This is a genomic window from Flavobacterium sp. FG139 (assembly GCF_057809695.1).
In genome coordinates this window covers 55,583-79,591 of the sequence record NZ_JBMDKL010000005.1, presented here as the reverse complement: position 1 = coordinate 79,591, position 24,009 = coordinate 55,583, and the positions used below count along the sequence as shown (strand labels likewise).

Here is a 24,009-nt window from a genome sequence, read left to right as displayed (position 1 = left end):
AAAAGCAGGAAAATGGATTGCTGACAAACCTAAACCATTCGCTCCAGAAAGAAATAAGTTAGTTTTAAGCATAAAAAAAAGGATAAACTCGAAAGCTTATCCTTTATATTTATGAAATTGAATTCATTATTCTGCACTATCAGTAGTTTCTTCTGAAGAAGTTTCAGGAGCTTCTGGAGCAGGAGTTGCATCAGCAACTGGAGCAGCAGTAGTTTCTTTTTTAGCTTTTCCACCACGACGGCTTTTAGCTTTTTTCTCTTCTTTTTTACCACCATTGTATAGTTCGTTGAAATCTACTAATTCGATCATTGCCATATCAGCATTATCTCCTAAACGATTTCCAACTTTGATGATACGAGTGTAACCACCTGGGCGATCACCTACTTTAGCAGCTACTTCTCTAAAAAGTTCAGTAACACCGTATTTGTTACGTAAGTAAGCAAAAACCACACGACGATTGTGCGTAGTATCTTCTTTTGATTTTGTTATAAGCGGCTCAACGAATTGTTTAAGCGCTTTTGCTTTAGCAACAGTTGTGTTAATACGTTTGTGTTCAATTAATGAACAAGCCATATTAGCTAACATAGATTTTCTATGTCCAGTCTGTCTGCTTAAGTGATTGTTCTTTTTTCCGTGTCTCATTTTAAATGCTATTTAATTTGAATAAAGAAACTAGTCTTTATCTAATTTATATTTTGACAAATCCATTCCGAAAGTTAAATTTTTAACAGCCACTAGTTCATCTAGTTCAGTTAACGATTTTTTACCGAAGTTACGGAACTTCATTAAGTCGTGTTTGTTAAAAGAGACAAGGTCTCCTAATGTATCAACTTCAGCTGCTTTTAAGCAATTTAATGCTCTTACAGATAAATCCATATCAACAAGCTTCGTTTTAAGCAATTGTCTCATGTGTAATGATTCCTCATCGTATGAATCTGTTTGAGCGATTTCGTCTGCCTCAAGAGTGATTCTCTCATCTGAGAATAACATGAAGTGGTGAATTAATACTTTTGCTGCTTCAGTAAGAGCATCTTTTGGATTGATTGATCCATCAGTTTTAATTTCAAAAACTAATTTTTCATAATCTGTTTTTTGCTCTACACGGAAATTTTCAATAGCATATTTCACGTTTTTAACTGGAGTAAAGATAGAATCTGTAAAGATTGTACCGATAGCTGCATTTTGCTTTTTATTTTCTTCTGCAGGAACATATCCTCTACCTTTTTCGATAGTTAATTCCATGTTGAAATTAACTTTAGAATCAAGGTTACAGATTACTAATTCTGGGTTTAAAACTTGAAAACCAGAAATAAATTTTTGAAAATCGCCAGCAGTAATTTGTTCTTTACCAGTTATAGATATAGTTACTGATTCGTTATCGATATCTTCAATTTGACGTTTAAAACGTACTTGTTTAAGACTAAGGATAATTTCGGTAACATCTTCAACAACTCCTGAAATAGTAGAAAACTCATGCTCTACACCTTCAATTCTTGTAGATGTAATAGCATAACCTTCTAAAGCAGAAAGTAAAACTCTTCTAAGTGCATTACCAACAGTCAATCCGTAACCAGGTTCTAAAGGTCTGAATTCAAACTTACCTTCAAAATCGGTTGAATCGATCATGATAACTTTATCGGGCTTTTGAAAATTAAATATTGCCATAATTTAGACTACTGTCAATTATTATTTGTTGTACAACTCTACGATTAACTGCTCTTTAATGTTTTCTGGAATTTGAAGTCTAGCCGGTACAGTAACAAAAGTACCTGATTTAGTATCGTTGTTCCAAGTAATCCATTCATAAACATGATTAGAGTTTGATAAAGAACGCTCAATTGACTCTAAAGATTTTGATTTTTCACGAACTGCAACTACATCACCTGGTTTCAAGTGGTAAGAAGGAATGTTTACTAATTCACCATTAACAGTAATGTGACGGTGAGAAACGATTTGTCTTGCAGCTCTTCTTGAAGAAGCAATACCCATTCTAAAAACAACATTATCTAAACGAGCTTCACATAATTGTAAAAGGATTTCACCTGTTACACCTTTAGAAGCAGCTGCTTTTTCAAATAAGTTTCTGAATTGTTTTTCTAAGATACCGTAAGAGTATTTAGCTTTTTGCTTTTCCATCAACTGAACAGCATATTCAGATTTTTTACCTCTTTTTTTTGCCATCCCGTGTTGTCCAGGAGGGTAATTTCTTTTTTCGAATGCTTTATCAGCTCCGAAGATTGCTTCGCCAAATTTACGAGCAATTTTTGTACTTGGACCAGTATATCTTGCCATTTTAAAATTGTTTTGAGAGAGAGATTATGAATTCAGGTCAATAAATCCTTCGATAATCTTGATTCTTTCTCTTGTTATACTTAATTATATATTAGATACTGAAACTATTTCAGTATAAAATTATACTCTACGTCTTTTAGGAGGACGACATCCATTGTGAGGCATTGGAGTAACATCAATAATTTCTGTTACTTCTACACCACTGTTGTGTATTGATCTGATAGCAGATTCTCTTCCGTTACCTGGACCTTTAACATACACTTTTACTTTTTTAAGTCCTGCTTCTAATGCTACTTTACTGCAGTCTTCAGCTGCCATTTGAGCAGCATATGGAGTGTTCTTTTTAGAACCTCTAAAGCCCATTTTACCAGCAGAAGACCAAGAAATAACTTCACCTTTTTTGTTAGTTAACGAAATGATGATGTTGTTAAAAGTCGCATTAATATGAGCTTCACCTGAAGATTCAATAATAACTTTACGTTTTTTTGTACTTGCTTTAGCCATATTACTTACTATTTAGTTGCTTTTTTCTTATTAGCAACAGTTTTTCTCTTACCTTTTCTTGTTCTAGAATTGTTTTTAGTTCTTTGACCTCTTAATGGAAGACCAGATCTGTGACGAATTCCTCTGTAACATCCGATATCCATTAAACGTTTGATGTTTAATGAAGTTTCCGAACGAAGTTCACCTTCAATTTTGTAGTATGATACTGCATCACGAATTGCTCCGATTTGATCATCATTCCAATCTTGAACTTTAATGTCTTGGCTAACTTGAGCTTTATCTAAAATCTCAATTGCTCTACTTTTTCCTATTCCGAAGATATAGGTAAGTGCTATAACACCTCTTTTATTTTTAGGTATATCTACCCCTGCTATTCTTGCCATAATTATCCTTGTCTTTGTTTAAATCTAGGATTCTTTTTGTTAATAACGTATAATCTTCCTTTTCTACGCACAATCTTACATTCTGCGCTTCTTTTCTTAACTGATGTTCTTACTTTCATTTTTAATAACTTTAGTATCTGTAAGTGATTCTTGCTTTTGACAAATCGTAAGGACTCATTTCTAACTTAACTTTGTCACCAGGTAACAATTTAATGTAATGCATACGCATTTTACCAGAAATGTGTGCGATAACGATATGTCCATTTTCTAATTCCACACGGAACATTGCATTTGATAATGCTTCGATTATTGATCCGTCTTGTTCTATTGCTGATTGTTTTGCCATAAAAATTAAGCTACTGCTTTTCTATTTTTACCACTTTTCATTAAACCATCATAATGCTTATTCAATAAATAAGAATTTATTTGTTGAATAGTATCAATTGCAACTCCAACCATAATGATCAAAGAAGTTCCACCATAGAACATAGCCCATGACTGTTGAACGTCTAAACTAACTACAATCGCTGGGAACACAGCTATTAAAGCTAAGAATAACGCACCTGGAAAGGTTACTAATGACATAATTTTATCTAAAAAATCGCCTGTTTCAACACCTGGTTTAATACCTGGAATGAAACCACCGCTTCTTTTTAAATCGTCAGCCATTTTATTTGTTGGAACTGTAATTGCCGTGTAAAAAAATGTAAAGATAATGATTAATGAAGCAAAAACTAAATTATACCATAATCCGAACATGTTACTAAATGCACCTGCAATAGATTGAGAAGTTTCCGACTGTGATAATCTTGCTAAAGCAGCTGGGATGAACATAATTGCTTGAGCAAAGATGATCGGCATTACACCAGCAGCATTTAGTTTAAGAGGAATCCATTGTCTGTTACCACCCATCATATCTTGCTCAAAATCTCCAGAAGTAGTTCTGCGAGCATATTGAACAGGTATCTTTCTAATTGCCATTACCAAAAGTACACATGCAATAATTACCAATAACCATACGATAATTTCAAAAACTAGTATCATTGGGCCACCATTATTATTGGTAACTCTAGAAGTAAATTCTTGAATTAATGCTTGTGGTAATCTAGCTAAAATTCCAACCATAATTAATAGGGAAATTCCGTTACCAATACCTTTATCAGTTATTTTTTCTCCCAACCACATAGCAAAGATTGTTCCTGTGGTTAAAATTAAAACTGATGAAAATAAGAATTCGAAAGAATCAAATCCTAACAAAAATGCTCCTTGAGGAATAGTTTGTCTTAAGTTATAAATATAACCAGGACCTTGAAGTAAGGTAATACCAATAGTTAACCAACGTGTAATTTGGTTCAACTTTTTTCTACCACTTTCACCATCTTTTTGAAGCTTTTGTAAATATGGAATTGCAATTCCCATTAATTGAACAACAATTGAAGCAGAAATGTAAGGCATGATACCTAACGCAAATACTGAAGCTTTAGAGAACGCACCACCAGTAAACATATCTAGAATTGATCCAATTCCTTTATCTGTTTGACCAGCAAGCCCTGAAAGCTGTGTAGCATCGATACCTGGAAGAGTAACATGAGCACCAAATCTGTAAACCAAAAGCAAACCTAAGGTAAACAATATTCTGTTTTTCAACTCTTCAATTTTCCAAACATTCTTAAACGATTCAATAAAATTCTTCATAAAGTCAGAATATTATAATGTTACTACTTCACCACCAGCAGCTTCAATAGCAGCTTTTGCAGTGGCAGTAAATTTGTGAGCAGATACTTTTAATTTTGCTTTTAATTCACCTCTACCTAAAATTTTAACTAATTCATTTTTGGTAGCCAAACGATTTTCTACTAATACTGCAAAATCTACAGTATCTGTAACAATTCCGTTGTCAACTAAAGCTTGAAGCGTGTCAAGATTTACACCTTGGTGCTCAATTCTGTTAATGTTCTTGAAACCAAACTTAGGAACACGTCTTTGAAGTGGCATTTGCCCTCCTTCAAAACCAATTTTCTTAGAATATCCAGAACGAGATTTTGCTCCTTTGTGTCCTCTTGCAGAAGTACCACCTTTACCAGAACCTTCACCTCTACCAACTCTTTTATTTTGGTTGTGCGTTGAACCTTCAGCAGGTTGTAAGTTACTTAAATTCATAACTATAATTGTTATTTAACTTCCTCAACGGAAACTAAGTGTTTAACTTTATTTATCATTCCAAGGATAGTTGGATTAGAATCATGTTCCACAACTTGATTCATTTTGCGAAGACCTAAAGCTTCCAATCCTCTTTTTTGAGTTAGAGGACAGTTGATTTTACTTCTTACTTGTTTTACTAATAATTTAGCCATAATTTCCTTGAATTAACCTTTAAAAACTTTCTCTAAAGAAACACCTCTCTGTTTTGCAACAGTATAAGCACTTCTCATTTGTAGTAATGCATCAAAAGTTGCTTTAACCACATTGTGTGGATTAGAAGAACCTTGAGATTTTGATAATACATCGTGAATACCTACTGATTCCAATACTGAACGAACAGCACCACCAGCAATAACTCCTGTACCATGAGATGCAGGCATTAAAAATACTCGAGCACCACCAAATTTACCTTTTTGTTCGTGAGGAACAGATTGCCCACTCAAAGGAATTCTAACCAAATTTTTCTTAGCATCTTCTACTGCTTTCGCAATTGCTTCAGAAACATCTTTAGATTTTCCCAATCCGTGACCTACTACTCCATTTTCATCACCTACAACAACAATAGCAGAAAAGCCAAAAGCTCTACCTCCTTTTGTTACTTTAGTAACACGATTTACACTTACCAGACGATCTTTTAACTCAAGACCACTTGGTTTTACTAATTCTACATTTTTGTATTTAGACATAATATATTAGAATTTAAGTCCAGCGGCTCTTGCGCCCTCTGCTAATGATTTAATACGACCGTGATATAAATAACCTCCTCTATCGAAAGTTACTGATTCTATACCGGCTTTTAACGCTTTTTCTGCAACAAGTTTTCCAACTGTAGCCGCAACTTCAACGCTTGTACCTTTAATATCTGCTCCTTTATCTCTTGATGAAGCAGCTAATAAAGTAACTCCATTTACATCATCAATTAGCTGTGCATAGATTTCTTTATTACTTCTGAATACAGAAAGTCTTGGTCTAGCAGCAGTACCGCTAACAATCTTTCTTATTCTATACTGGATTCTCTGTCTTCTTTCAGATTTTGTTAATGACATAATCTCTATTTTTAAGCTGATTTACCTGCTTTTCTTCTTAATACTTCACCTACAAACTTGATACCTTTTCCTTTGTAAGGTTCTGGTCTACGGAAATTTCTAATTTTCGCAGTAATAGCTCCTAAAAGTTGTTTATCATGTGATGTAAGTTTAACAATTGGGTTCTTACCTTTTTCAGAAATAGTTTCCAAAGATACCTCTGGCGCTACTTCTAAAATGATATTGTGTGAAAATCCTAAAGCTAAATCAAGTTTTTGTCCTTGATTTGAAGCTCTATAACCCACACCCACAAGTTCTAATTCATTAGTAAAACCAGTAGATACTCCAACAATCATATTATTGATTAAGGCTCTGTATAAACCATGTTTAGCTCTTTGATCTTTGTGGTCTGATGATCTTTCCACAATAACTTGACCTTCTTCTAACTTCACAGTAACGTCCGAAAACTCCTGTGTAAGTTGTCCTAATTTCCCTTTAACTGTAACCAATCCTTCAGCAACTTCTACAGTTACTCCAGCTGGAACTACAATTGGATTTTTACCTATTCTTGACATCGTCGTTTAGCTTTAAATTAGTATACGTAACAAATTACTTCTCCTCCAACATTCAGTTGTTTAGCTTGTTTTCCAGTCATCAAACCTTTTGATGTAGAAACGATAGCTATACCCAATCCGTTAAGGATTCTAGGCAATTTAGAAGCACCTGCGTACTTACGTAAACCTGGTTTACTAATTCTTTGGATATCTCTAATAACCGACTCTTTAGTATCTTTATCATACTTTAGAGCAATTTTAATAGTACCTTGAACTGTACTATCTTCAAATTTGTAGCTTAAGATATATCCTTGATCGAATAAAATCTTAGTGATTTCTTTTTTAAGGTTAGAAGCAGGAATCTCAACCACTTTGTGGCTAGCTCTAGCTGCATTTCTAACTCTCGTAAGATAATCTGCAATTGGATCTGTATACATATTTATAAAATTTTGGCAACGGTTTTCAAAAGAACTATTCCCTTGAACCTGAAACCATTAAACTCATTTTTTAAAGCAGATAATTGTACGTTACCTGCAAAAAGCTGGCAAATGTACAATTATCTGCTCAAATAAACTAACTACCAGCTAGCTTTTTTTACTCCTGGAATTAATCCTTGGTTAGCCATCTCACGAAATGTAACACGTGAAATACCGAATTGTCTCATGTACCCTCTTGGTCTACCAGTTAATTTACAACGATTGTGTAAACGAACAGGTGAAGCATTTTTAGGTAATTTTTGTAACCCTTCATAATCTCCAGCTTCTAATAAAGCCTTTCTTTTTTCAGCGTACTTAGCTACCGTTTTTTCTCTCTTAACCTCACGGGCTTTCATTGATTCTTTAGCCATATCTTAATTCTTTTTAAAAGGTAAACCTAATTCTGCTAATAATGATTTCGCTTCTTTGTCAGTTTGTGCTGTAGTTACGAAAGTAATATCCATACCTGAAATTTTGTTTACTTTATCAATATCAATTTCTGGGAAAATGATTTGCTCCAAAACTCCAAGGTTGTAATTACCTCTTCCATCAAAACCTGTAGCTTTAATCCCACCAAAATCTCTTACACGAGGTAAAGCAGAAGTAATAAGTCTATCTAAAAACTCATACATTCTTTCTCCACGTAAAGTTACTTTAGCACCAATCGGCATTCCTTTTCTTAATTTGAATGACGCTACGTCTTTTTTGGAAATTGTAGCTAACGCTTTTTGTCCAGTAATTTTTGTTAATTCGTCTACAGCGTAGTCAACTAACTTTTTATCTGATACAGCTGCACCAACTCCACGGCTAATAACGATTTTTTCAAGTTTTGGAACTTGCATTACGTTTTTATAACCGAACTCTTCTTTAAGAGCAGAGATTACTCTACTCTTATATTCTTCTTTTAGTCTAGGGATATATGCCATAACTATAATACTTGATTTGATTTTTTAGAAAATCTCACTTTCTTATCTCCTTCTACTCTAGTTCCAGTTTTTGTAGTTTCTTTAGATTTTGGATCTATCAAAGACAAATTAGAAATATGAATAGGAGCTTCTTTCTTTACGATTCCACCTTGAGGGTTTTTTGCACTTGGTTTAGTATGTTTCGAAACCATGTTAGCACCTTCAACAATCGCTTTATTTTTCTCACGGTCAACTCTAAGAACTTTACCTTCTGTACCTTTATGGTCTCCAGCAATAACTCTTACTACGTCGCCTGATTTAATTTTTAACTTTGTCATCATTAAACGAATTAAAGCACTTCAGGTGCTAATGATACAATTTTCATGAATTGTTTTTCACGAAGTTCTCTGGCAACCGGACCAAAAACACGAGTCCCTCTCATTTCACCAGCAGCATTTAACAATACACATGCGTTATCGTCAAATCTGATATAAGATCCATCAGCTCTTCTCACTTCTTTTTTGGTACGCACAACAACTGCAGTAGAAACAGCACCTTTTTTAACGTTACCGTTAGGCGTTGCGTCTTTAATTGACACTACAATTTTATCACCAACAGAGGCATAACGACGTTTCGTTCCTCCTAAAACACGGATAGTCAAAACTTCTTTTGCTCCTGTGTTATCTGCTACTTTTAATCTAGATTCCTGTTGTACCATAACTATTTCGCTCTTTCAATGATTTCAACTAATCTCCAACATTTCAACTTAGATAAAGGTCGTGTTTCCATGATCTTTACTGTATCACCAATGTTACAGTCATTTGTTTCGTCGTGTGCAACATATTTTTTAGTTTTCAACACGAACTTACCATACATTGGATGCTTTACTCTTCTTGTTTCAGAAACAACAATAGATTTCTCCATTTTGTTGCTAGTAACTACACCAATTCTTTCTTTTCTTAAATTTCTTTTATCTTCCATCTTTCAGCAGATTACAATTCTCTTTTGCTTAATTCAGTTGCCAATCTAGCTACCGTTCTTCTCATCGTTCTGATTTGAAGTGGGTTTTGAATTGGTGAAATAGCGTGAGCGGTTTTTAATTCAGCATATGTTTTTTTTACTTCACTAAGTTTAACTTGCAACTCAGCTGTAGACAGACTAATAACTTCTGATTGTTTCATAATTTATATATATTATGCTTCGAAATCTCTAGCAACAACAAACTTAGTTTTAACTGGAAGCTTTTGAGCTGCAAGGCGTAATGCCTCTTTTGCAACTGCTAAAGGAACTCCTCCAACTTCAAACATAATTTTTCCGGGTTTAACAACGGCAGCCCAATATTCTACGGCACCTTTACCTTTACCCATACGTACCTCAAGAGGTTTCTTTGTTATAGGTTTGTCTGGAAATACGTTAATCCAAAGTTGTCCTTCTCTTTTCATGTAACGAGTTGCAGCAATACGCGCAGCTTCGATTTGACGTGAAGTTAAAAACATACCTTTTTCATGTACAGATTTAATTCCAAACATTCCACTTGAAAGTACATGTCCTCTTTGAGAAACACCTTTCATTCTACCTTTTTGTACCTTACGGTATTTTGTTCTTTTAGGCTGTAACATTTTTCTTTAATTTAAAAAATTACTTTCTTTTACGTGCATCTGGTTTACCACCTTTGTTGAATGGTTTTCTATCTCCTCTTGGAGAGTCACCACCTTTTCCACCAGAAGCTTGTTTTTTATCCATTCCAACTAGTGGAGATAAATCACGTTTTCCGTAAACCTCACCTTTCATGATCCATACTTTGATCCCCATTCTACCATAAGTAGTGTGAGCTTCACCAAGTGCGTAATCAATATCAGCTCTGAAAGTTGACAAAGGAATTCTTCCTTCTTTAAAACCTTCTGAACGTGCCATTTCAGCACCATTCAAACGACCAGAAATCAAAACTTTAATACCTTCAGCATTCATACGCATTGCTGCTGCGATAGCCATTTTAATAGCTCTTCTGTATGAAATACGGCTTTCGATTTGACGAGCGATACTTGTTGCAACTAAATAAGCATCTAACTCTGGTCTTTTAATTTCAAAGATGTTAATTTGAACCTCTTTGTCAGTAATTTTCTTAAGTTCTTCTTTCAACTTGTCTACCTCTTGTCCACCTTTTCCGATAATAATACCAGGCCTAGCTGTAGTGATAGTAACGGTTACAAGTTTTAAAGTTCTCTCGATGATTACTTTTGATACACTAGCTTTTGATAAACGAGCATGGATATACTTTCTGATTTTATAATCTTCAGCGATTTTATCACCGTAATCATTTCCACCATACCAGTTTGAATCCCATCCTCTGATGATACCAAGTCTGTTTCCTATTGGATTTGTCTTTTGTCCCATCTTAATTAATTGCTTTGTGTGTTATCTAATTGTCCTAATACGATTGTAACGTGATTAGAACGTTTTCTAATTCTGTGTGCTCTTCCTTGTGGAGCTGGACGAAGTCTTTTTAACATCATTCCACCATCAACACGGATCTCTTTTACAATTAAGCCTGCTTCAGCTACATTACCTTCACTATTTTTTTGCTCCCAGTTATTGATTGCAGATAATAATAGTTTTTCTAATTTTCTTGAAGCTTCTTTTGAGCTAAATCTTAATATATTTAAAGCTCTTTCCACTTTCTGACCTCTTACCAAGTCTGCTACTAAGCGCATTTTTCTAGGTGAAGTAGGGCAGTTATTTAATTTAGCAAAAGCTATAGACTTATTAGCCTCTTTTCTTGCGTCTGCAGTTTCTCTTTTACGAACTCCCATTGCTTCTTATTTTTTACCTTTATTTTTTGCTCCAGCATGACCTCTAAATGATCTTGTTGGTGAAAACTCTCCTAATTTGTGTCCTACCATGTTCTCAGTTACATAAACCGGAACAAATTGACGACCATTGTGTACTGCGATAGTTTGTCCTACGAAATCTGGTGTAATCATAGAAGCTCTAGACCAAGTCTTAACAACTCCTTTATTTCCTCCAGCAATATTTTCTTGAACTTTTTTATCTAATTTGTAGTGTACAAAAGGTCCTTTTTTTAATGAACGTGCCATGTCTATCTAATTATTTCTTTCTGCGTTCAACAATATACTTATTACTCGGGTTAACTTTAGAACGAGTTCTATAACCTTTAGCAGGAAGACCTTTTCTAGAACGTGGGTGACCTCCAGATGAACGTCCTTCACCACCTCCCATAGGGTGATCAACAGGGTTCATTGCTACCGGTCTTGTTCTTGGTCTTCTTCCTAACCATCTTGTTCTACCTGCTTTACCAGATACAATTAATTGATGATCAGAATTAGATACTGCTCCAATTGTAGCCGAACAAGTCAACAAGATCAATCTTGTCTCTCCTGAAGGCATTTTTATTGTAGCATATTTACCATCTCTTGCCATTAATTGAGCAAAAGTACCTGCACTTCTAGCGATTGTAGCACCTTGACCAGGACGTAATTCAATACATGAAATTACGGTTCCTAAAGGAATTTTACTTAATGGTAAAGTATTCCCAATTTCTGGAGCTGCACCTTCACCAGATACAACAGTTTGTCCTACTTGTAAACCGTTTTGAGCAACGATATACGTTTTCTCTCCATCAGCATACCATAATAATGCGATAAACGCCGTTCTGTTTGGATCATACTCAATTGATTTCACTGTAGCAGGAATACCCGCTTTAGCTCTTTTGAAATCAATGATACGATATCTTTGTTTGTGACCACCGCCTGTATAACGCATGGTCATTTTTCCTTGACTATTTCTACCTCCTGAGTTTTTTATCGGTGCGATCAATGATCTTTCCGGCTTATCAGTTGTAATGGCGTCAAAACCATTCACAACTCTAAAACGCTGACCCGGGGTAATAGGTTTTAATTTTCTTACTGACATCTTGTTTTATTAGATATTGTTGTAAAAATCTATTGTTTCTCCTTCTTGTACTTGTACAATTGCTTTTTTGTAAGCATTTGACTTTCCACTTATCAAACCACTTTTAGTGTATTTAGTAGTTCTATCTGGTCTAACATTCATTGTATTTACACTAACAACTGATACTCCATAAGTAGCTTCTACAGCTTTCTTAATTTGTACTTTATTAGCTTTTTTATCTACAACGAAACCAAAACGATTGAAAACCTCACCATCTTTGGTGATTTTTTCTGTAATAATAGGCTTAACTATGATACTCATGGCTTGTTATTTACTTAAATTTTCTTCAATTCCCTCTAAAGAACCTTCTAAAAGCACTAAATTATTTGCGTTTAATATCGCATAAGTACTTAATTCTGAATTAGTTACTACACTAGAGGCTTTCAAATTGCGTGACGACAAATATACATTTTTATTTGAATCACCCAACACAAATAAAGATTTTTTATTCTCTAACCCTAACGCTTTCAAAACACTAATGAATTGTTTGGTGTTTGGAGTTTCAAAATTAAAATCTTCTACTACGATTAAATTTGATTCTTTAGCTTTCAAAGAGAAGGCAGATTTTCTTGCCAATCTTTTTAACCCTTTGTTCAATTTAAAAGAGTAACTTCTTGGTCTTGGTCCGAAGATAGTACCTCCTCCTTTAAAAACAGGAGATTTTTTACTACCTGCACGAGCAGTACCAGTTCCTTTTTGCTTTTTAATCTTACGAGTAGAACCTGCAACTTCAGCTCTTTCTTTAGCTTTGTGCGTTCCTTGTCTTTGATTAGCAAGATATTGCTTTACATCAAGATATACTGCGTGATTATTTGGCTCAATTGCGAAAACTGAATCAGAAAGTTGAACTTTTCTTCCAGTTTCTTTTCCGTTGATGTTTAATACTTTTACTTCCATTACTTCTGAATGATTACATAAGAGTTTTTGCATCCAGGAATCGCTCCTTTAACAACAAGTAGGTTCTTTTCAGCCACTACTTTCAAAACTCTAAGATTTTGTACTTTTACATTTTCACCACCCATTCTTCCAGCCATACGCATCCCTTTGAATACACGTGATGGATACGAAGATGCTCCTACAGAACCTGGCGCTCTTAAACGGTTATGTTGACCATGTGTAGCTTGTCCAACACCACCAAAACCGTGACGTTTTACAACACCTTGAAAACCTTTACCTTTAGAAACTCCTTGTACATCAACAAATTCTCCTTCGTTGAAAACATCCACAGTGATACTATCACCTAACTTAAACTCACCTTCAAACCCTTGGAATTCAACGACTTTCTTTTTAGCAGAAGTACCCGCTTTTTTAAAGTGACCTAAGTCCGCTTTAGTAGCATGTTTTTCTGTTTTGTCATCGAAACCAAGTTGAAGAGCTTCATACCCGTCAACCGCATTGGTTCTGACTTGGGTAACGACACAAGGCCCAGCTTCGATTACAGTACAAGGAATGTTTTTCCCGTTCTCGTCGAAAATGCTAGTCATGCCGATTTTTTTTCCAATTAACCCAGACATAAATATTAATTATTAATTATTAAATACAAATACATAGCACATTATTTAAGCGCTATTTTTTTAGAGCCGCAAAAGTAGAACTTTAAAACGGATAAACCTAAAAAATATTAAACCTAAATAATGTGCTTATTTTTTTAAGAAATTAAACTTTAATCTCTACTTCAACTCCACTTGGCAACTCTAATTTCATAAGAGCATCAATGGTTTTTGAAGACGAAGAGTAAATATCTAACAATCTTTTGTATGACATTACTTCAAATTGCTCTCTCGACTTTTTGTTAACGTGTGGAGAACGCAATACCGTAAATATTTTTTTGTGTGTTGGTAACGGAATCGGACCTGTTACAACAGCACCTGTGCTTTTCACAGTTTTTACGATTTTCTCAGCTGATTTATCAACCAACATGTGATCGTAAGATTTTAATTTTATTCTAATTTTTTGACTCATCTTGATAAAAATTAAGCGTTACCTTTTGCTTTTTTGATAACTTCTTCTGAAATATTAGAAGGAGTTTGTTCGTAGTGTGAAAATTCCATTGTAGATGTCGCTCTACCAGAAGACAAAGTTCTTAATGTAGTAACATATCCAAACATTTCAGATAAAGGCACATTAGCTTTGATCGTTTTAGCACCATTTCTGTCACCCATATCATTTACTTGACCTCTACGACGGTTAATATCACCTACGATATCTCCCATGTTTTCTTCTGGAGTGATAACTTCCATTTTCATGATTGGCTCAAGGATAACAGCTCCAGCAGCTTTTGCTACTTCTTTGTATCCCATTTTAGCTGCCAATTCAAACGAAAGCGCATCAGAATCCACTGGGTGGAAAGACCCATCCAATAAGGTTACTTTCAAACTATCTACTTGGTAACCTGCTAAAGGTCCTGTTTTCATAGCTTCTCTGAAACCTTTTTCTACAGAAGGGATATATTCTTTAGGAACGTTACCACCTTTAACTTCGTTAACGAATTGCAACCCAACAGGCACTTTTCCATCAACTTCATCAGCAGGCTCCAATCTAAATACGATGTCACCGAATTTACCACGACCTCCAGATTGTTTTTTATACGTTTCTCTGTGTTGAGCAGATTTTGTGAACGCTTCTTTGTACTCTACTTGAGGCTCACCTTGGTTTACTTCAACTTTGAATTCACGTTTCATACGATCTACAAGGATGTCTAAGTGTAACTCACCCATACCTGAGATAATCGTTTGACCTGAAGCTTCGTCTGTTCTTACAGTAAACGTTGGGTCTTCTTCAGCTAATTTTGCCAAAGCCATACCCATTTTATCAACGTCAGCTTTAGTTTTTGGTTCGATAGCGATACCAATTACTGGTGCTGGGAACTTCATTGACTCAAGAATAATTGGGTGTTTTTCATCACACATGGTATCTCCAGTCTTGATATCTTTAAATCCTACTGCAGCTCCAATATCACCTGCTTCGATGTACTCGATTGGGTTTTGTTTGTTAGCGTGCATTTGGTAGATACGCGAAATTCTTTCTTTGTTTCCTGAACGTGTGTTCAAGATATATGAACCAGCATCTAAACGACCTGAATACGCACGGAAGAAAGCTAAACGACCAACATAAGGGTCAGTAGCAATTTTAAATGCTAAAGCTGCGAACGGCTCTTTTACATCAGGACGACGTAAGATTTTAGTTTGATCTTCTTCTAATAAATCAGCATCATCAGGGTGAATACCTTGAATACCTTCTTTATCTAAAGGAGATGGTAAATATTTACATACAGCATCCAACATAAATTGAACACCTTTGTTTTTAAATGACGAACCTGCAATCATTGGAATGATAGCCATGTCCATAGTAGCTGCTCTTAAAGCATTGTTGATTTCTTCTTCAGTGATAGATTCTGGATCTTCCATGTATTTATCAAGCAAGTTCTCATCATAATCAGCTACTGCTTCGATAAGAATATCTCTATATTCTTTCACTTCAGCAACCATATCAGCAGGAATATCAATAATATCAAAAGTCGCTCCTTGTGTTGCATCATGCCAAACGATAGCTTGATTTTTTACTAAATCAACCACACCTTTGAAATCATTTTCTTCACCGATTGGTAAAGTGATTGCAACTGCATTAGACTTTAACATGTCTCTTACTTGTTGACAAACTGCCAAAAAGTTAGATCCTTGACGGTCCATTTTGTTTACGAATCCCATACGTGGCACTCTATATTGATCCGCTAATCTCCAGTTTGTTTCTGATTGTGGTTCTACACCATCAACAGCAGAAAACAAGAAAACTAAACCGTCCAATACACGTAATGAACGATTTACCTCTACGGTAAAGTCAACGTGTCCTGGGGTATCAATAATGTTGAAGTGGTACGGTTGTGACTCTGGCAACAACTTTCCTTGTTCAGTTGGAAAATTCCACTCACAAGTTGTAGCAGCAGAAGTAATAGTAATACCTCTTTCTTGCTCTTGTGCCATCCAGTCCATTGTTGCAGCACCATCATGTACTTCACCAATTTTATGTGATTTTCCTGTGTAGAATAATATACGTTCTGTAGTGGTCGTTTTTCCAGCATCAATGTGAGCTGCAATACCAATATTTCTTGTGAATTTTAAATCTCTAGCCATTTCTCTGTGTATTAAAATCTAAAGTGTGAGAATGCTTTATTTGCTTCAGCCATTTTGTGAGTATCCATTCTCTTTTTAACAGCAGCACCTTCTTCTTTAGCCGCAGCTAAAATTTCAGAAGCTAGTTTTTGAGCCATAGATTTCTCATTTCTTCTACGAGCATAAAGAAGCATCCACTTCATTGCCATAGAGATTTTACGGTCTGGTCTGATTTGCATAGGAATTTGGAAGGTAGCTCCACCTACTCTACGACTACGTACTTCTACGTGAGGCATAACGTTAGTTAAAGCATCTTTCCACACTTCTAATGCCGATTTTTCGTCATTGTTCTTTTTTGCTTCTACGATGTCAATAGCATCATAAAATACTTTGAAAGCTGTAGATTTTTTACCGTCCCACATTAAGTTGTTTACAAAACGTGTTACCAACTGGTCATTAAACCTTGGATCTGGTAAAAGAGGTCTTTTCTTTGCTGCTCTTTTTCTCATGTCTTTTCTTTTTGAGTTTTAAAAATTACTTTTTCGCCTCTTTTGGACGTTTTGCACCATACTTAGATCTACGTTGCGTTCTTCCTGCTACACCTGAGGTATCAAGCGCACCACGAACGATGTGGTATCTAACTCCTGGTAAATCTTTTACTCTTCCGCCTCTCACTAATACTATCGAGTGCTCTTGTAGATTGTGTCCTTCTCCTGGGATGTAAGCATTCACTTCATTTCCATTAGTCAAACGTACACGCGCTACTTTACGCATTGCAGAGTTTGGTTTTTTTGGAGTAGTAGTGTAAACACGCGTACAAACACCTCTTCTTTGAGGACAAGAATCTAAAGCAACCGATTTACTCTTCTTAGTGATCTGAGTTCTTCCTGTTCTTACTAATTGTTGAATTGTTGGCATAATTAAATACTAATTTTTCTTTTATTTATTAATTCCCCACTTTTTAGGGGTTGCAAATGTAGTAATTATTTTTAATAAAAAAAATCATAATTCATTAATTTTCAACAAGATTTCTCAACAGCTGAAAAAATATAGTAATCTCTCAATTTTTACGTTATTTTTACAACGGTAACTTGAATTCAAATGGCCGGCCCTTTAGCCCCGATTGCAGGAAATGCCGTGCATGACGAAAAGCGGGAAAAAGCATAACCGATAAAGCCCGAACGATTCGCTACTAAAAACTGAACTGAATTCAGCTTAAATGAAACCATTAATAACCCTTTTTATCTGCTTCTTTTGTCTGAATAGTTTCGGACAAAAATTGCATTTGAAAATTGTAGGACAAGAGAAAAACCAAACCCAAACTATTGATTCGATTGGTTACAATACTACGTTTAGCGATGCCAAAGGCATTAGTGACGAAAACAAATTATTCTCTGAAAAACTATTGAAAGCTGGCTTTTTAGAACAGCAACTGTTGGAAACTACAAAGCAAAACGACAGCACGTTTACCTACTTATATAATATAGGTGTTCCAACAAAATTTATACATATCTATATAGGTAAAAATTGGAACGACGAAAATTGGAATTTGTATGACGTAAAAAACGACACGTTGACACTACCTTTTTCGGAAAGCGAATCGTTTTTGAATGCTACTTTAAAAAAATTGGAATCCAAAGGTTTTTCAATGGCGAAAGTAAAATTAGTTAATATTAAAAAACACCGCAATTTTGTTACAGCCGAATTGAATGTAACGTCGGACAAGAAGCGGCAACTGAACGACATTGTAATAAATGGGTATGAAAAGTTTCCTGTTGGGCATCAGAAGAATTTGAAACGACTGTACAAAAAACGCGTTTTCAACCAAGATAACTTAGACAAACTCTACCGCGATATTGCGCAATACCGATTTGTAAAGCAAACGAAATATCCTGAAATATTATTTACCAAAGATTCGACTAAAGTATTTGTGTATTTGGAAAAAGCGAAAGCCAACAACTTTGATGGATTTATTGGTTTTTCAAACGATGAAAACAAAAAAGTAATTTTTAATGGGTATTTGGATTTAACCTTGAACAACGCTTTGAACTCGGGCGAAAAAGTAGCTTTGTATTGGAAAAGCAATGGCAAAGATCAAAAAACCTTCAATTTGGGTGTTGAAATTCCGTATATTTTTAAAAGTCCGATTGGCTTGAAAACGCAACTGAATATTTTCAAACAAGACAGTACGTTTCAGAATACGCAAACCGCCATTGACTTTGGGTATTACTTCAATTACAACACGCGTTTGTATTTGGGATACCAATCGGCCGAATCGAGCGATATCAAAAACATAAATACCGCAACCTTGAGCGATTATAAAAACAAGTTTTACACCAGCAATTTCGAATTTATAAATTACAAAAATGACGATTTTCTATTTCCTGAGAAAAGCAATTTCAACATCAAAATCGGAACTGGAAAACGCGACTCGAAATTCCAAAACAACGCCCAATTCTTTGGAAGTGTCAACCTAAAACACAATTTTTATTTGAACAACAAAAACGTCATCAACATTAAAAGTCAGAATTTCTATTTACAAAGCGACGAATACATTATAAATGAGTTGTACCGATTTGGTGGCATCAATTCCATTCGTGGCTTTAATGAAAACACGCTGCAAGGCAATGTGTTTTCATCGGTATTGACCGAATACCGCTATGTGTTATCGCCCAGTATTTATGTGCATTCTATTATGGATTATGCCTACTTTCAAGACAAAACAACCAACTTGAAAGGCAACTTACTTGGACTCGGTTTCGGTTTCGGAATTCTAACCAAAAACGGACTTCTAAACCTTGTCTACGCCAACGGAAGCACCAAAGACCAAGCCATCAAACTCTCCAACTCGATTGTACACATTAGTTTGAAAGCCAACTTTTAACCCATTACGAATTCTAAATTACAAATTACAAATCAGAAAAATCGTTGGTAAACCATTCCTAATTCGTAATTCCTAATTCCTAATTAACTATCTTTGCCCTATGGAAAAAGAAAACCAAATCTTCGGAATTAGAGCCATTATAGAAGCGATTAACGCAGGCAAGGAAATTGATAAAGTATTCGTTCAAAGCGATGCCCAAAGCGAATTGATGCAGGAATTGATGAAAGCAATGAAAAAAAGCAGCATCAATTTCTCGTACGTTCCAGTAGAAAAATTAAACCGATTAACCCCCAATAATCACCAAGGTGCTGTAGCAACTATTGCGCCTATTACATTTGTAAAACTCGAAACATTAGTGGATTCTGTTGTGGAAAGCGGCAAAATGCCCTTGTTTTTAATCTTAGACCAGTTGAGCGATGCTCGCAATTTTGGTGCCATCATTAGAACCGCAGAATGTACAGGTGTTGATGGAATCATCGTGCAAAAAACAGGTTCCGCGCCAGTAAACGGAGACACGGTAAAAACGTCTGCCGGAGCCGTTTTCAATGTGCCAATTTGTAAAGTGGATCATATTAAAGATGCGATTTTCTACCTTCAAGGAAGTGGAATCAAAACCGTTGCCGCTACCGAAAAAACAGAAGACAGCATTTACGACATCGCACTAAACGAACCAGTTGCCATCATCATGGGTAGCGAAGACAGAGGAATCAATCCTTCGGTTTTGAAAATTGTCGATGCTAAAGGAAAACTTCCAATGTTTGGAACCATCGGTTCGTTGAATGTTTCTGTGGCTTGTGGAGCTTTTCTTTATGAAACAGTTCGTCAAAGACAATAACTAAAATCAAAATAAATTGAAGCGAAAGGCTTGGGCTTTACCAGCAAACAGCATTCCTGCTTTCCGTTATATTTTTAACCTGTCAGGTTTTAAAAAACCTGACAGGTTAAAAGATACCACTTCAATCAGGGCTAGAAAGTAAACTATTCGCTTACTGGTTCATCGTCTTTATGCTCTTTAAAAACATAAACATATTGTATCGGTTGAGAAACAACTTCTTGTTCGATTACTTCCAGTTCTTCTGGTTTTGGTGGATTGACAAAATTGCCGTTTTCGTCAAAGCGTTTCATGAAAGGATCATCTTGCGGATTGAAATCGGGTTTTTCCCAATCGTACTGAATGTCTTTTACATAATCGGGGGTTTTAAATTGCATGGCAAAAACAAATCCTGTTAGTAACCCAGCCAAATGTCCTTCCCACGAAATGGAACTTTCTCCTACAATTTCAGGTTGCGGAAATACATACCAAATCATGCCACCATACAATAGAACTACTGCAAACGATAACGCCATCAATCGGTAATATTGGGTTCGCAATCCTTTGAAAAAAATAAACGATACCAAGACATAAATCAAGCTACTAGCACCAATGTGGTACGAATCGCGTCCAATTACCCAAGTTAAAAATCCCGAAAGCAAAATACCATAAACCAACACTTTCAACGAAACTTCTCTATAAAAATAGATTAAAGCCGTGGTTAGTATAAAAAGCGGTAAGGTATTGCTTGCAATATGATTCAAATCGCCGTGCAAAAATGGACTAAAAATGACACCTTGCAATCCCGAAAAAGTCCTTGGATAAATTCCGTGAACGTCTAAATTCAGATGAAATGAACAATCAACATAAAACACAAACCAATTCAACAACAGCATCAACGTTGGAACAATCCAAGTTGCTGGTGAAAATTTGAAATGACTGAGTTCGTTATTGTGTATCATCGTGACAAATCATTTATCAAAAATACAACCAATAATGATTTAATGCTATTTTGTCATATCAATTTGGAAATTTGAAAATGAGATAATTTGAAAATTACTTTAAAAATGATTTATAATAATTAAATTTGTAAAGTGCGTGTTTGAATTGAAATAGGGCATCCAAATTCAAAGTGCATTTTCAAATCTCCAAATTATCACATTTTCAAATTAAAATGGAAGCACCTTTAGCCGAACGCATTCGTCCGCAGAAATTAGAAGATTACATCAGTCAGTTGCACTTGGTTGGACCAAGCGGTTCGCTAACACAGCAAATTGCGCGTGGTGTGATTCCGTCTATGATTTTTTGGGGTTCACCAGGCACTGGAAAAACTACGTTGGCACAAATTATTGCCAAACAAAGTCAACGTCCGTTTTACGAATTGAGTGCCATAAATTCGGGTGTAAAAGACATTCGCGACGTGATTGAAAAAGCGAAACAAAGTGGCGGATTGTTCACGGCTAAAAATCCCATTTTATTTATTGACGAGATCCATCGTTTTAGCAAATCGCAACAAGATTCATTGTTGGCAGCTGTTGAAAAAGGCTGGGTAACTTTAATTGGCGCTACGACTGAAAATCCGAGTTTTGAAGTAATTCCGGCGTTATTGTCACGTTGTCAGGTGTATGTTTTAAATCCGTTTACCAAAGACGATTTATTATCGCTTCTGGATAGAGCCATGAAACAAGATGTTTTCATTTCGTCTAAACAAATAAAAATCAAAGAATCGGAAGCGTTGTTACGCCTTTCGGGTGGCGACGGACGCAAACTATTAAACATTTTCGAATTGGTTGTGAATGCCAGTCCCGAAGGTCCAATAACCATCACCAACGATAAAGTTTTAGAATTGGTACAACAGAATACGGTACTGTATGACAAAACAGGTGAACAGCATTACGACATCGTTTCGGCATTTATTAAATCGATTCGTGGTAGTGATCCCAATGGCGCGGTATATTGGTTGGCACGCATGATTGAAGGTGGTGAAGATGTTAAATTCATTGCCCGACGCATGCTCATTTTATCCAGTGAAGATATTGGCAATGCCAATCCGACGGCTTTCATTATGGCGAATAACACTTTTCAAGCCGTTTCTACTATTGGTTATCCTGAAAGTAGAATTATTTTGAGTCAGTGTGCGGTTTACTTGGCCACTTCTCCCAAAAGTAATGCGAGTTACATGGCGATTGGTGAAGCACAAGCTTTAGTAAAACAAACTGGAGATTTACCGGTACCAATACATTTGCGAAATGCTCCAACCAAATTGATGAAAGAATTGGGCTATGGCGACGAATATCAATATTCACACAATTATGCCAATAATTTTAGCGAACAAGAATATTTACCAGATGCTATTAAAGCAACTAAATTCTACGAACCTGGAAATAATTCAAGAGAAAACGGTACCAGAGAATTTTTAAAAAACCGTTGGAAAGATAAATACGGGTATTAGAAATTTACAATCGAAATGGGTTCTGAAACCAGCTTTCCTTCCTTGTAATATTCAAAAAACCAATTACCACCTTTTTTCAATAAAACCCCTGAATTACTATCTTTACTAGCTATGTAACAATCTGCAGACGACGTTTTGTACACCGTCATAACATACTGCGGTACATTCGTATTGTTGGTTAGTAATTGAAACCCATTTTCTCCAAAAGGTTTGGCAAAAAGAGCTTCCAAAGAAGGTACTGATGGTTTCACTTCTTCAGACTTTGGTGATTCAGTTTGAGTTTTCGCAACGGTTTGAGTTGGTTCCCCAATCATTCCCATTTTTTTTTCTGAAGGTTTATATTGGTGTATTTTTAAGATATTAAAACTATCAAACGCCATACGCAATGCTTCGTTGTAGGCAATTCGGTATTCTTTATCGCGACTCGAACCTTCTTCTGAAGAACACAAAATTGTTCCTTTACAATCTTTAATCACAACTTTAATTTTAGTGGTAAAAATGCCATTGCTGGGTATCACATCAACAAAAACTTTATTGCAATTGGTATTTACAAAATCATCGGGTGCGGTTTCATTACTAAGATAGGTTTCGAAGCCATATTTCTGCATAAACATCTTAGTTAAAACATTCAAATTATACATATTTTCCTCTTTCAAAAAAGAAAATTTTGCAGGAACTATAGCATACTTATACTCATTAAGATTTTGAGAAAATCCAGTTACAAAAGCCAATAAAAACAATAGAATATATTTTTTCATTACAGGTATTTTTTTAATTCAATTAAGTGATTTACTTCTTTAATGTGTGATGGAATTTTTATTTTACTTTCGTTAAAAAAAATTGCGTCTATTCCAAAATCTAAAGCACCATTAACATCGGCGTCGATGCAATCGCCAATCATGATGCTGTTTTGTTTTTCGGCATTGGCTTGTGTTAAGGCGTATTCAAATATTTTAGGATGTGGTTTTTTTACTCCTGCCATTTCCGAATTGGTTACCGAAACAAAATAGTCTGCAATACCCGAATTTTTTAGTTTTTTATACTGAACTTCGGCAAAACCATTAGTAATAATGTGCAGTTTGTATTTTTGATTTAGATAGTCTAACACTTCTTCAGCGCCTTCAAAGAGTAAATTATTTTCGGGTAAAAAAGTAATATAATCGATGGCCATTTGATGAATATCATCATCTGAAATGGTATAATTTAGGGCATCAAACGAATCTTTCAAACGTTTGTACCGCAATTCGTCGTGTGATAGTTTATCGACTTGATAGAGTTTCCAACACGCTTGATTGATGGGTGCATAAACGGCTACAAATTCTTTAATATCAACATTGGGATGCTGCTCTTTAAAAATCTTGTCGAATGCCAATTCAGAATTTTTATCAAAATCCCAAAGCGTATGATCTAAATCGAAAAAAATATCGGTAATCTGATTCATGG

At 35.3% G+C, this 24,009-nt stretch carries 38 protein-coding genes; 3 read left to right on the top strand and 35 right to left on the bottom strand.

The genetic code is table 11. The features are described 5' to 3' along the window. Positions 1-126: 126 nt before the first annotated feature. The 32 genes from rplQ to rpsL form a co-directional block, all read right to left on the bottom strand. Positions 127-642, bottom strand: coding sequence for a 50S ribosomal protein L17 (gene rplQ / locus ACODSI_RS05840; RefSeq protein WP_488915898.1), 516 nt, complete (start codon positions 640-642; stop codon positions 127-129). A 30-nt stretch (positions 643-672) separates the two neighbouring features. Then, on the bottom strand, positions 673-1,665 hold the full coding sequence (locus ACODSI_RS05835) for a DNA-directed RNA polymerase subunit alpha (protein ID WP_298395765.1): 993 nt from the start codon (positions 1,663-1,665) through the stop codon (positions 673-675). Between the two features lie 21 nt (positions 1,666-1,686). After that, positions 1,687-2,292 carry a 30S ribosomal protein S4 gene (gene rpsD, locus ACODSI_RS05830; protein ID WP_298395763.1) on the bottom strand — a complete coding sequence of 202 codons (606 nt, stop codon included), beginning with the start codon at positions 2,290-2,292 and terminating at the stop codon, positions 1,687-1,689. Between the two features lie 120 nt (positions 2,293-2,412). After that, positions 2,413-2,796, bottom strand: a complete 384-nt coding sequence (rpsK, locus tag ACODSI_RS05825; protein WP_274782172.1) for a 30S ribosomal protein S11 — start codon at positions 2,794-2,796, stop codon at positions 2,413-2,415. A gap of 8 nt (positions 2,797-2,804) precedes the next feature. Continuing rightward, positions 2,805-3,179, bottom strand: a complete 375-nt coding sequence (gene rpsM, locus ACODSI_RS05820) for a 30S ribosomal protein S13 (RefSeq protein ID WP_488915897.1) — start codon at positions 3,177-3,179, stop codon at positions 2,805-2,807. A 2-nt stretch (positions 3,180-3,181) separates the two neighbouring features. Beyond that, positions 3,182-3,298 carry a type B 50S ribosomal protein L36 gene (gene ykgO / locus ACODSI_RS05815; RefSeq protein ID WP_081932050.1) on the bottom strand — a complete coding sequence of 39 codons (117 nt, stop codon included), beginning with the start codon at positions 3,296-3,298 and terminating at the stop codon, positions 3,182-3,184. 11 nt (positions 3,299-3,309) lie between these two features. Continuing rightward, positions 3,310-3,525: a translation initiation factor IF-1 gene (gene infA, locus ACODSI_RS05810; RefSeq protein WP_007136545.1), complete on the bottom strand. Its 216-nt coding sequence runs from the start codon at positions 3,523-3,525 to the stop codon at positions 3,310-3,312. Between the two features lie 5 nt (positions 3,526-3,530). Beyond that, the gene (secY, locus tag ACODSI_RS05805) at positions 3,531-4,874 is read right to left on the bottom strand and encodes a preprotein translocase subunit SecY (RefSeq protein ID WP_488915896.1); all 1,344 of its coding nucleotides are present in this window, start codon (positions 4,872-4,874) and stop codon (positions 3,531-3,533) included. Between the two features lie 12 nt (positions 4,875-4,886). Beyond that, positions 4,887-5,339: a 50S ribosomal protein L15 gene (gene rplO, locus ACODSI_RS05800; RefSeq protein ID WP_488915895.1), complete on the bottom strand. Its 453-nt coding sequence runs from the start codon at positions 5,337-5,339 to the stop codon at positions 4,887-4,889. An 11-nt stretch (positions 5,340-5,350) separates the two neighbouring features. Beyond that, entirely contained in the window at positions 5,351-5,533 is a 183-nt protein-coding gene (gene rpmD / locus ACODSI_RS05795) for a 50S ribosomal protein L30 (protein ID WP_481791766.1), read from the bottom strand. Between the two features lie 12 nt (positions 5,534-5,545). Further along, entirely contained in the window at positions 5,546-6,070 is a 525-nt protein-coding gene (gene rpsE, locus ACODSI_RS05790; protein WP_089046918.1) for a 30S ribosomal protein S5, read from the bottom strand. A 3-nt stretch (positions 6,071-6,073) separates the two neighbouring features. Further along, positions 6,074-6,427, bottom strand: coding sequence for a 50S ribosomal protein L18 (gene rplR / locus ACODSI_RS05785; RefSeq protein ID WP_488915894.1), 354 nt, complete (start codon positions 6,425-6,427; stop codon positions 6,074-6,076). Between the two features lie 11 nt (positions 6,428-6,438). Further along, the gene (gene rplF / locus ACODSI_RS05780; RefSeq protein ID WP_488915893.1) at positions 6,439-6,981 is read right to left on the bottom strand and encodes a 50S ribosomal protein L6; all 543 of its coding nucleotides are present in this window, start codon (positions 6,979-6,981) and stop codon (positions 6,439-6,441) included. Between the two features lie 17 nt (positions 6,982-6,998). Next, on the bottom strand, positions 6,999-7,397 hold the full coding sequence (gene rpsH, locus ACODSI_RS05775) for a 30S ribosomal protein S8 (protein WP_488915892.1): 399 nt from the start codon (positions 7,395-7,397) through the stop codon (positions 6,999-7,001). Positions 7,398-7,537: 140 nt separating this feature from the next. After that, positions 7,538-7,807: a 30S ribosomal protein S14 gene (gene rpsN / locus ACODSI_RS05770; RefSeq protein WP_014085011.1), complete on the bottom strand. Its 270-nt coding sequence runs from the start codon at positions 7,805-7,807 to the stop codon at positions 7,538-7,540. 3 nt (positions 7,808-7,810) lie between these two features. Beyond that, positions 7,811-8,362 (bottom strand): 50S ribosomal protein L5, encoded by a 552-nt coding sequence (gene rplE / locus ACODSI_RS05765; RefSeq protein ID WP_488915891.1) that lies wholly within the window; start codon positions 8,360-8,362, stop codon positions 7,811-7,813. A 2-nt stretch (positions 8,363-8,364) separates the two neighbouring features. After that, entirely contained in the window at positions 8,365-8,679 is a 315-nt protein-coding gene (gene rplX, locus ACODSI_RS05760; protein WP_488915890.1) for a 50S ribosomal protein L24, read from the bottom strand. A gap of 11 nt (positions 8,680-8,690) precedes the next feature. Further along, on the bottom strand, positions 8,691-9,059 hold the full coding sequence (gene rplN, locus ACODSI_RS05755; RefSeq protein WP_007803649.1) for a 50S ribosomal protein L14: 369 nt from the start codon (positions 9,057-9,059) through the stop codon (positions 8,691-8,693). Between the two features lie 2 nt (positions 9,060-9,061). Further along, positions 9,062-9,322: a 30S ribosomal protein S17 gene (gene rpsQ, locus ACODSI_RS05750; protein WP_035125656.1), complete on the bottom strand. Its 261-nt coding sequence runs from the start codon at positions 9,320-9,322 to the stop codon at positions 9,062-9,064. Between the two features lie 11 nt (positions 9,323-9,333). Next, a complete protein-coding gene (gene rpmC / locus ACODSI_RS05745; protein WP_488915889.1) occupies positions 9,334-9,522 on the bottom strand; it encodes a 50S ribosomal protein L29 in 189 nt (62 codons plus the stop codon). 12 nt (positions 9,523-9,534) lie between these two features. Beyond that, the gene (gene rplP, locus ACODSI_RS05740; RefSeq protein WP_488915888.1) at positions 9,535-9,960 is read right to left on the bottom strand and encodes a 50S ribosomal protein L16; all 426 of its coding nucleotides are present in this window, start codon (positions 9,958-9,960) and stop codon (positions 9,535-9,537) included. A 19-nt stretch (positions 9,961-9,979) separates the two neighbouring features. Continuing rightward, the gene (gene rpsC, locus ACODSI_RS05735; protein ID WP_298119771.1) at positions 9,980-10,735 is read right to left on the bottom strand and encodes a 30S ribosomal protein S3; all 756 of its coding nucleotides are present in this window, start codon (positions 10,733-10,735) and stop codon (positions 9,980-9,982) included. A gap of 5 nt (positions 10,736-10,740) precedes the next feature. Beyond that, entirely contained in the window at positions 10,741-11,151 is a 411-nt protein-coding gene (rplV, locus tag ACODSI_RS05730; protein ID WP_488915887.1) for a 50S ribosomal protein L22, read from the bottom strand. Between the two features lie 6 nt (positions 11,152-11,157). Beyond that, on the bottom strand, positions 11,158-11,436 hold the full coding sequence (rpsS, locus tag ACODSI_RS05725; RefSeq protein WP_007136562.1) for a 30S ribosomal protein S19: 279 nt from the start codon (positions 11,434-11,436) through the stop codon (positions 11,158-11,160). A 10-nt stretch (positions 11,437-11,446) separates the two neighbouring features. Then, a complete protein-coding gene (gene rplB / locus ACODSI_RS05720; protein ID WP_488915886.1) occupies positions 11,447-12,271 on the bottom strand; it encodes a 50S ribosomal protein L2 in 825 nt (274 codons plus the stop codon). Positions 12,272-12,280: 9 nt separating this feature from the next. Then, a complete protein-coding gene (rplW, locus tag ACODSI_RS05715; protein ID WP_290835169.1) occupies positions 12,281-12,571 on the bottom strand; it encodes a 50S ribosomal protein L23 in 291 nt (96 codons plus the stop codon). A 6-nt stretch (positions 12,572-12,577) separates the two neighbouring features. Beyond that, a complete protein-coding gene (gene rplD / locus ACODSI_RS05710) occupies positions 12,578-13,207 on the bottom strand; it encodes a 50S ribosomal protein L4 (RefSeq protein ID WP_488916005.1) in 630 nt (209 codons plus the stop codon). Then, the gene (gene rplC / locus ACODSI_RS05705) at positions 13,207-13,824 is read right to left on the bottom strand and encodes a 50S ribosomal protein L3 (RefSeq protein WP_488915885.1); all 618 of its coding nucleotides are present in this window, start codon (positions 13,822-13,824) and stop codon (positions 13,207-13,209) included. The genes rplD and rplC overlap by 1 nt, the downstream gene beginning before the upstream one ends. A gap of 142 nt (positions 13,825-13,966) precedes the next feature. Beyond that, the gene (gene rpsJ, locus ACODSI_RS05700; protein WP_274782155.1) at positions 13,967-14,272 is read right to left on the bottom strand and encodes a 30S ribosomal protein S10; all 306 of its coding nucleotides are present in this window, start codon (positions 14,270-14,272) and stop codon (positions 13,967-13,969) included. Between the two features lie 11 nt (positions 14,273-14,283). Continuing rightward, a complete protein-coding gene (gene fusA / locus ACODSI_RS05695) occupies positions 14,284-16,440 on the bottom strand; it encodes an elongation factor G (RefSeq protein ID WP_488915884.1) in 2,157 nt (718 codons plus the stop codon). A gap of 11 nt (positions 16,441-16,451) precedes the next feature. After that, positions 16,452-16,928, bottom strand: coding sequence for a 30S ribosomal protein S7 (gene rpsG / locus ACODSI_RS05690; protein WP_344816880.1), 477 nt, complete (start codon positions 16,926-16,928; stop codon positions 16,452-16,454). 25 nt (positions 16,929-16,953) lie between these two features. Further along, complete coding sequence (gene rpsL / locus ACODSI_RS05685; RefSeq protein WP_007136570.1) at positions 16,954-17,337, bottom strand: 30S ribosomal protein S12; 384 nt, start codon at positions 17,335-17,337, stop codon at positions 16,954-16,956. 301 nt (positions 17,338-17,638) lie between these two features. Here rpsL and ACODSI_RS05680 point away from each other — a divergent pair, with 301 nt between their 5' ends. Further along, positions 17,639-19,303, top strand: a complete 1,665-nt coding sequence (locus ACODSI_RS05680) for a BamA/TamA family outer membrane protein (protein WP_488915883.1) — start codon at positions 17,639-17,641, stop codon at positions 19,301-19,303. A gap of 100 nt (positions 19,304-19,403) precedes the next feature. Further along, complete coding sequence (gene rlmB / locus ACODSI_RS05675; RefSeq protein ID WP_488915882.1) at positions 19,404-20,138, top strand: 23S rRNA (guanosine(2251)-2'-O)-methyltransferase RlmB; 735 nt, start codon at positions 19,404-19,406, stop codon at positions 20,136-20,138. A gap of 143 nt (positions 20,139-20,281) precedes the next feature. On the opposite strand, the gene ACODSI_RS05670 is transcribed toward rlmB, so the two are convergent. Next, positions 20,282-21,076 (bottom strand): rhomboid family intramembrane serine protease, encoded by a 795-nt coding sequence (locus ACODSI_RS05670; RefSeq protein WP_488915881.1) that lies wholly within the window; start codon positions 21,074-21,076, stop codon positions 20,282-20,284. Between the two features lie 212 nt (positions 21,077-21,288). On the opposite strand from ACODSI_RS05670, the gene ACODSI_RS05665 reads away from it, so the two are divergent. Then, the gene (locus tag ACODSI_RS05665) at positions 21,289-22,566 is read left to right on the top strand and encodes a replication-associated recombination protein A (protein WP_488915880.1); all 1,278 of its coding nucleotides are present in this window, start codon (positions 21,289-21,291) and stop codon (positions 22,564-22,566) included. Here the strand turns inward: ACODSI_RS05665 and ACODSI_RS05660 are convergent. Then, positions 22,563-23,324, bottom strand: coding sequence for a hypothetical protein (locus tag ACODSI_RS05660; protein WP_488915879.1), 762 nt, complete (start codon positions 23,322-23,324; stop codon positions 22,563-22,565). The genes ACODSI_RS05665 and ACODSI_RS05660 overlap by 4 nt on opposite strands. Next, on the bottom strand, positions 23,324-24,007 hold the full coding sequence (locus ACODSI_RS05655) for a YjjG family noncanonical pyrimidine nucleotidase (RefSeq protein ID WP_488915878.1): 684 nt from the start codon (positions 24,005-24,007) through the stop codon (positions 23,324-23,326). The genes ACODSI_RS05660 and ACODSI_RS05655 overlap by 1 nt, the downstream gene beginning before the upstream one ends. Positions 24,008-24,009 lie beyond the last annotated feature (2 nt).

Bases quoted from the DNA above. Each gene is read 5' to 3' on its own strand.
- rplQ (WP_488915898.1), bottom strand. From the start codon at position 642: ATGAGACACGGAAAAAAGAACAATCACTTAAGCAGACAGACTGGACAT.
- ACODSI_RS05835 (WP_298395765.1), bottom strand. From the start codon at position 1,665: ATGGCAATATTTAATTTTCAAAAGCCCGATAAAGTTATCATGATCGAT.
- rpsD (WP_298395763.1), bottom strand. From the start codon at position 2,292: ATGGCAAGATATACTGGTCCAAGTACAAAAATTGCTCGTAAATTTGGC.
- rpsK (WP_274782172.1), bottom strand. From the start codon at position 2,796: ATGGCTAAAGCAAGTACAAAAAAACGTAAAGTTATTATTGAATCTTCA.
- rpsM (WP_488915897.1), bottom strand. From the start codon at position 3,179: ATGGCAAGAATAGCAGGGGTAGATATACCTAAAAATAAAAGAGGTGTT.
- ykgO (WP_081932050.1), bottom strand. From the start codon at position 3,298: ATGAAAGTAAGAACATCAGTTAAGAAAAGAAGCGCAGAATGTAAGATT.
- infA (WP_007136545.1), bottom strand. From the start codon at position 3,525: ATGGCAAAACAATCAGCAATAGAACAAGACGGATCAATAATCGAAGCA.
- secY (WP_488915896.1), bottom strand. From the start codon at position 4,874: ATGAAGAATTTTATTGAATCGTTTAAGAATGTTTGGAAAATTGAAGAG.
- rplO (WP_488915895.1), bottom strand. From the start codon at position 5,339: ATGAATTTAAGTAACTTACAACCTGCTGAAGGTTCAACGCACAACCAA.
- rpmD (WP_481791766.1), bottom strand. From the start codon at position 5,533: ATGGCTAAATTATTAGTAAAACAAGTAAGAAGTAAAATCAACTGTCCT.
- rplR (WP_488915894.1), bottom strand. From the start codon at position 6,427: ATGTCATTAACAAAATCTGAAAGAAGACAGAGAATCCAGTATAGAATA.
- rplF (WP_488915893.1), bottom strand. From the start codon at position 6,981: ATGTCAAGAATAGGTAAAAATCCAATTGTAGTTCCAGCTGGAGTAACT.
- rpsH (WP_488915892.1), bottom strand. From the start codon at position 7,397: ATGTATACAGATCCAATTGCAGATTATCTTACGAGAGTTAGAAATGCA.
- rpsN (WP_014085011.1), bottom strand. From the start codon at position 7,807: ATGGCTAAAGAATCAATGAAAGCCCGTGAGGTTAAGAGAGAAAAAACG.
- rplE (WP_488915891.1), bottom strand. From the start codon at position 8,362: ATGGCATATATCCCTAGACTAAAAGAAGAATATAAGAGTAGAGTAATC.
- rplX (WP_488915890.1), bottom strand. From the start codon at position 8,679: ATGACAAAGTTAAAAATTAAATCAGGCGACGTAGTAAGAGTTATTGCT.
- rplN (WP_007803649.1), bottom strand. From the start codon at position 9,059: ATGGTACAACAGGAATCTAGATTAAAAGTAGCAGATAACACAGGAGCA.
- rpsQ (WP_035125656.1), bottom strand. From the start codon at position 9,322: ATGGAAGATAAAAGAAATTTAAGAAAAGAAAGAATTGGTGTAGTTACT.
- rpmC (WP_488915889.1), bottom strand. From the start codon at position 9,522: ATGAAACAATCAGAAGTTATTAGTCTGTCTACAGCTGAGTTGCAAGTT.
- rplP (WP_488915888.1), bottom strand. From the start codon at position 9,960: ATGTTACAGCCTAAAAGAACAAAATACCGTAAGGTACAAAAAGGTAGA.
- rpsC (WP_298119771.1), bottom strand. From the start codon at position 10,735: ATGGGACAAAAGACAAATCCAATAGGAAACAGACTTGGTATCATCAGA.
- rplV (WP_488915887.1), bottom strand. From the start codon at position 11,151: ATGGGAGTTCGTAAAAGAGAAACTGCAGACGCAAGAAAAGAGGCTAAT.
- rpsS (WP_007136562.1), bottom strand. From the start codon at position 11,436: ATGGCACGTTCATTAAAAAAAGGACCTTTTGTACACTACAAATTAGAT.
- rplB (WP_488915886.1), bottom strand. From the start codon at position 12,271: ATGTCAGTAAGAAAATTAAAACCTATTACCCCGGGTCAGCGTTTTAGA.
- rplW (WP_290835169.1), bottom strand. From the start codon at position 12,571: ATGAGTATCATAGTTAAGCCTATTATTACAGAAAAAATCACCAAAGAT.
- rplD (WP_488916005.1), bottom strand. From the start codon at position 13,207: ATGGAAGTAAAAGTATTAAACATCAACGGAAAAGAAACTGGAAGAAAA.
- rplC (WP_488915885.1), bottom strand. From the start codon at position 13,824: ATGTCTGGGTTAATTGGAAAAAAAATCGGCATGACTAGCATTTTCGAC.
- rpsJ (WP_274782155.1), bottom strand. From the start codon at position 14,272: ATGAGTCAAAAAATTAGAATAAAATTAAAATCTTACGATCACATGTTG.
- fusA (WP_488915884.1), bottom strand. From the start codon at position 16,440: ATGGCTAGAGATTTAAAATTCACAAGAAATATTGGTATTGCAGCTCAC.
- rpsG (WP_344816880.1), bottom strand. From the start codon at position 16,928: ATGAGAAAAAGAGCAGCAAAGAAAAGACCTCTTTTACCAGATCCAAGG.
- rpsL (WP_007136570.1), bottom strand. From the start codon at position 17,337: ATGCCAACAATTCAACAATTAGTAAGAACAGGAAGAACTCAGATCACT.
- ACODSI_RS05680 (WP_488915883.1), top strand. From the start codon at position 17,639: ATGAAACCATTAATAACCCTTTTTATCTGCTTCTTTTGTCTGAATAGT.
- rlmB (WP_488915882.1), top strand. From the start codon at position 19,404: ATGGAAAAAGAAAACCAAATCTTCGGAATTAGAGCCATTATAGAAGCG.
- ACODSI_RS05670 (WP_488915881.1), bottom strand. From the start codon at position 21,076: ATGATACACAATAACGAACTCAGTCATTTCAAATTTTCACCAGCAACT.
- ACODSI_RS05665 (WP_488915880.1), top strand. From the start codon at position 21,289: ATGGAAGCACCTTTAGCCGAACGCATTCGTCCGCAGAAATTAGAAGAT.
- ACODSI_RS05660 (WP_488915879.1), bottom strand. From the start codon at position 23,324: ATGAAAAAATATATTCTATTGTTTTTATTGGCTTTTGTAACTGGATTT.
- ACODSI_RS05655 (WP_488915878.1), bottom strand. From the start codon at position 24,007: ATGAATCAGATTACCGATATTTTTTTCGATTTAGATCATACGCTTTGG.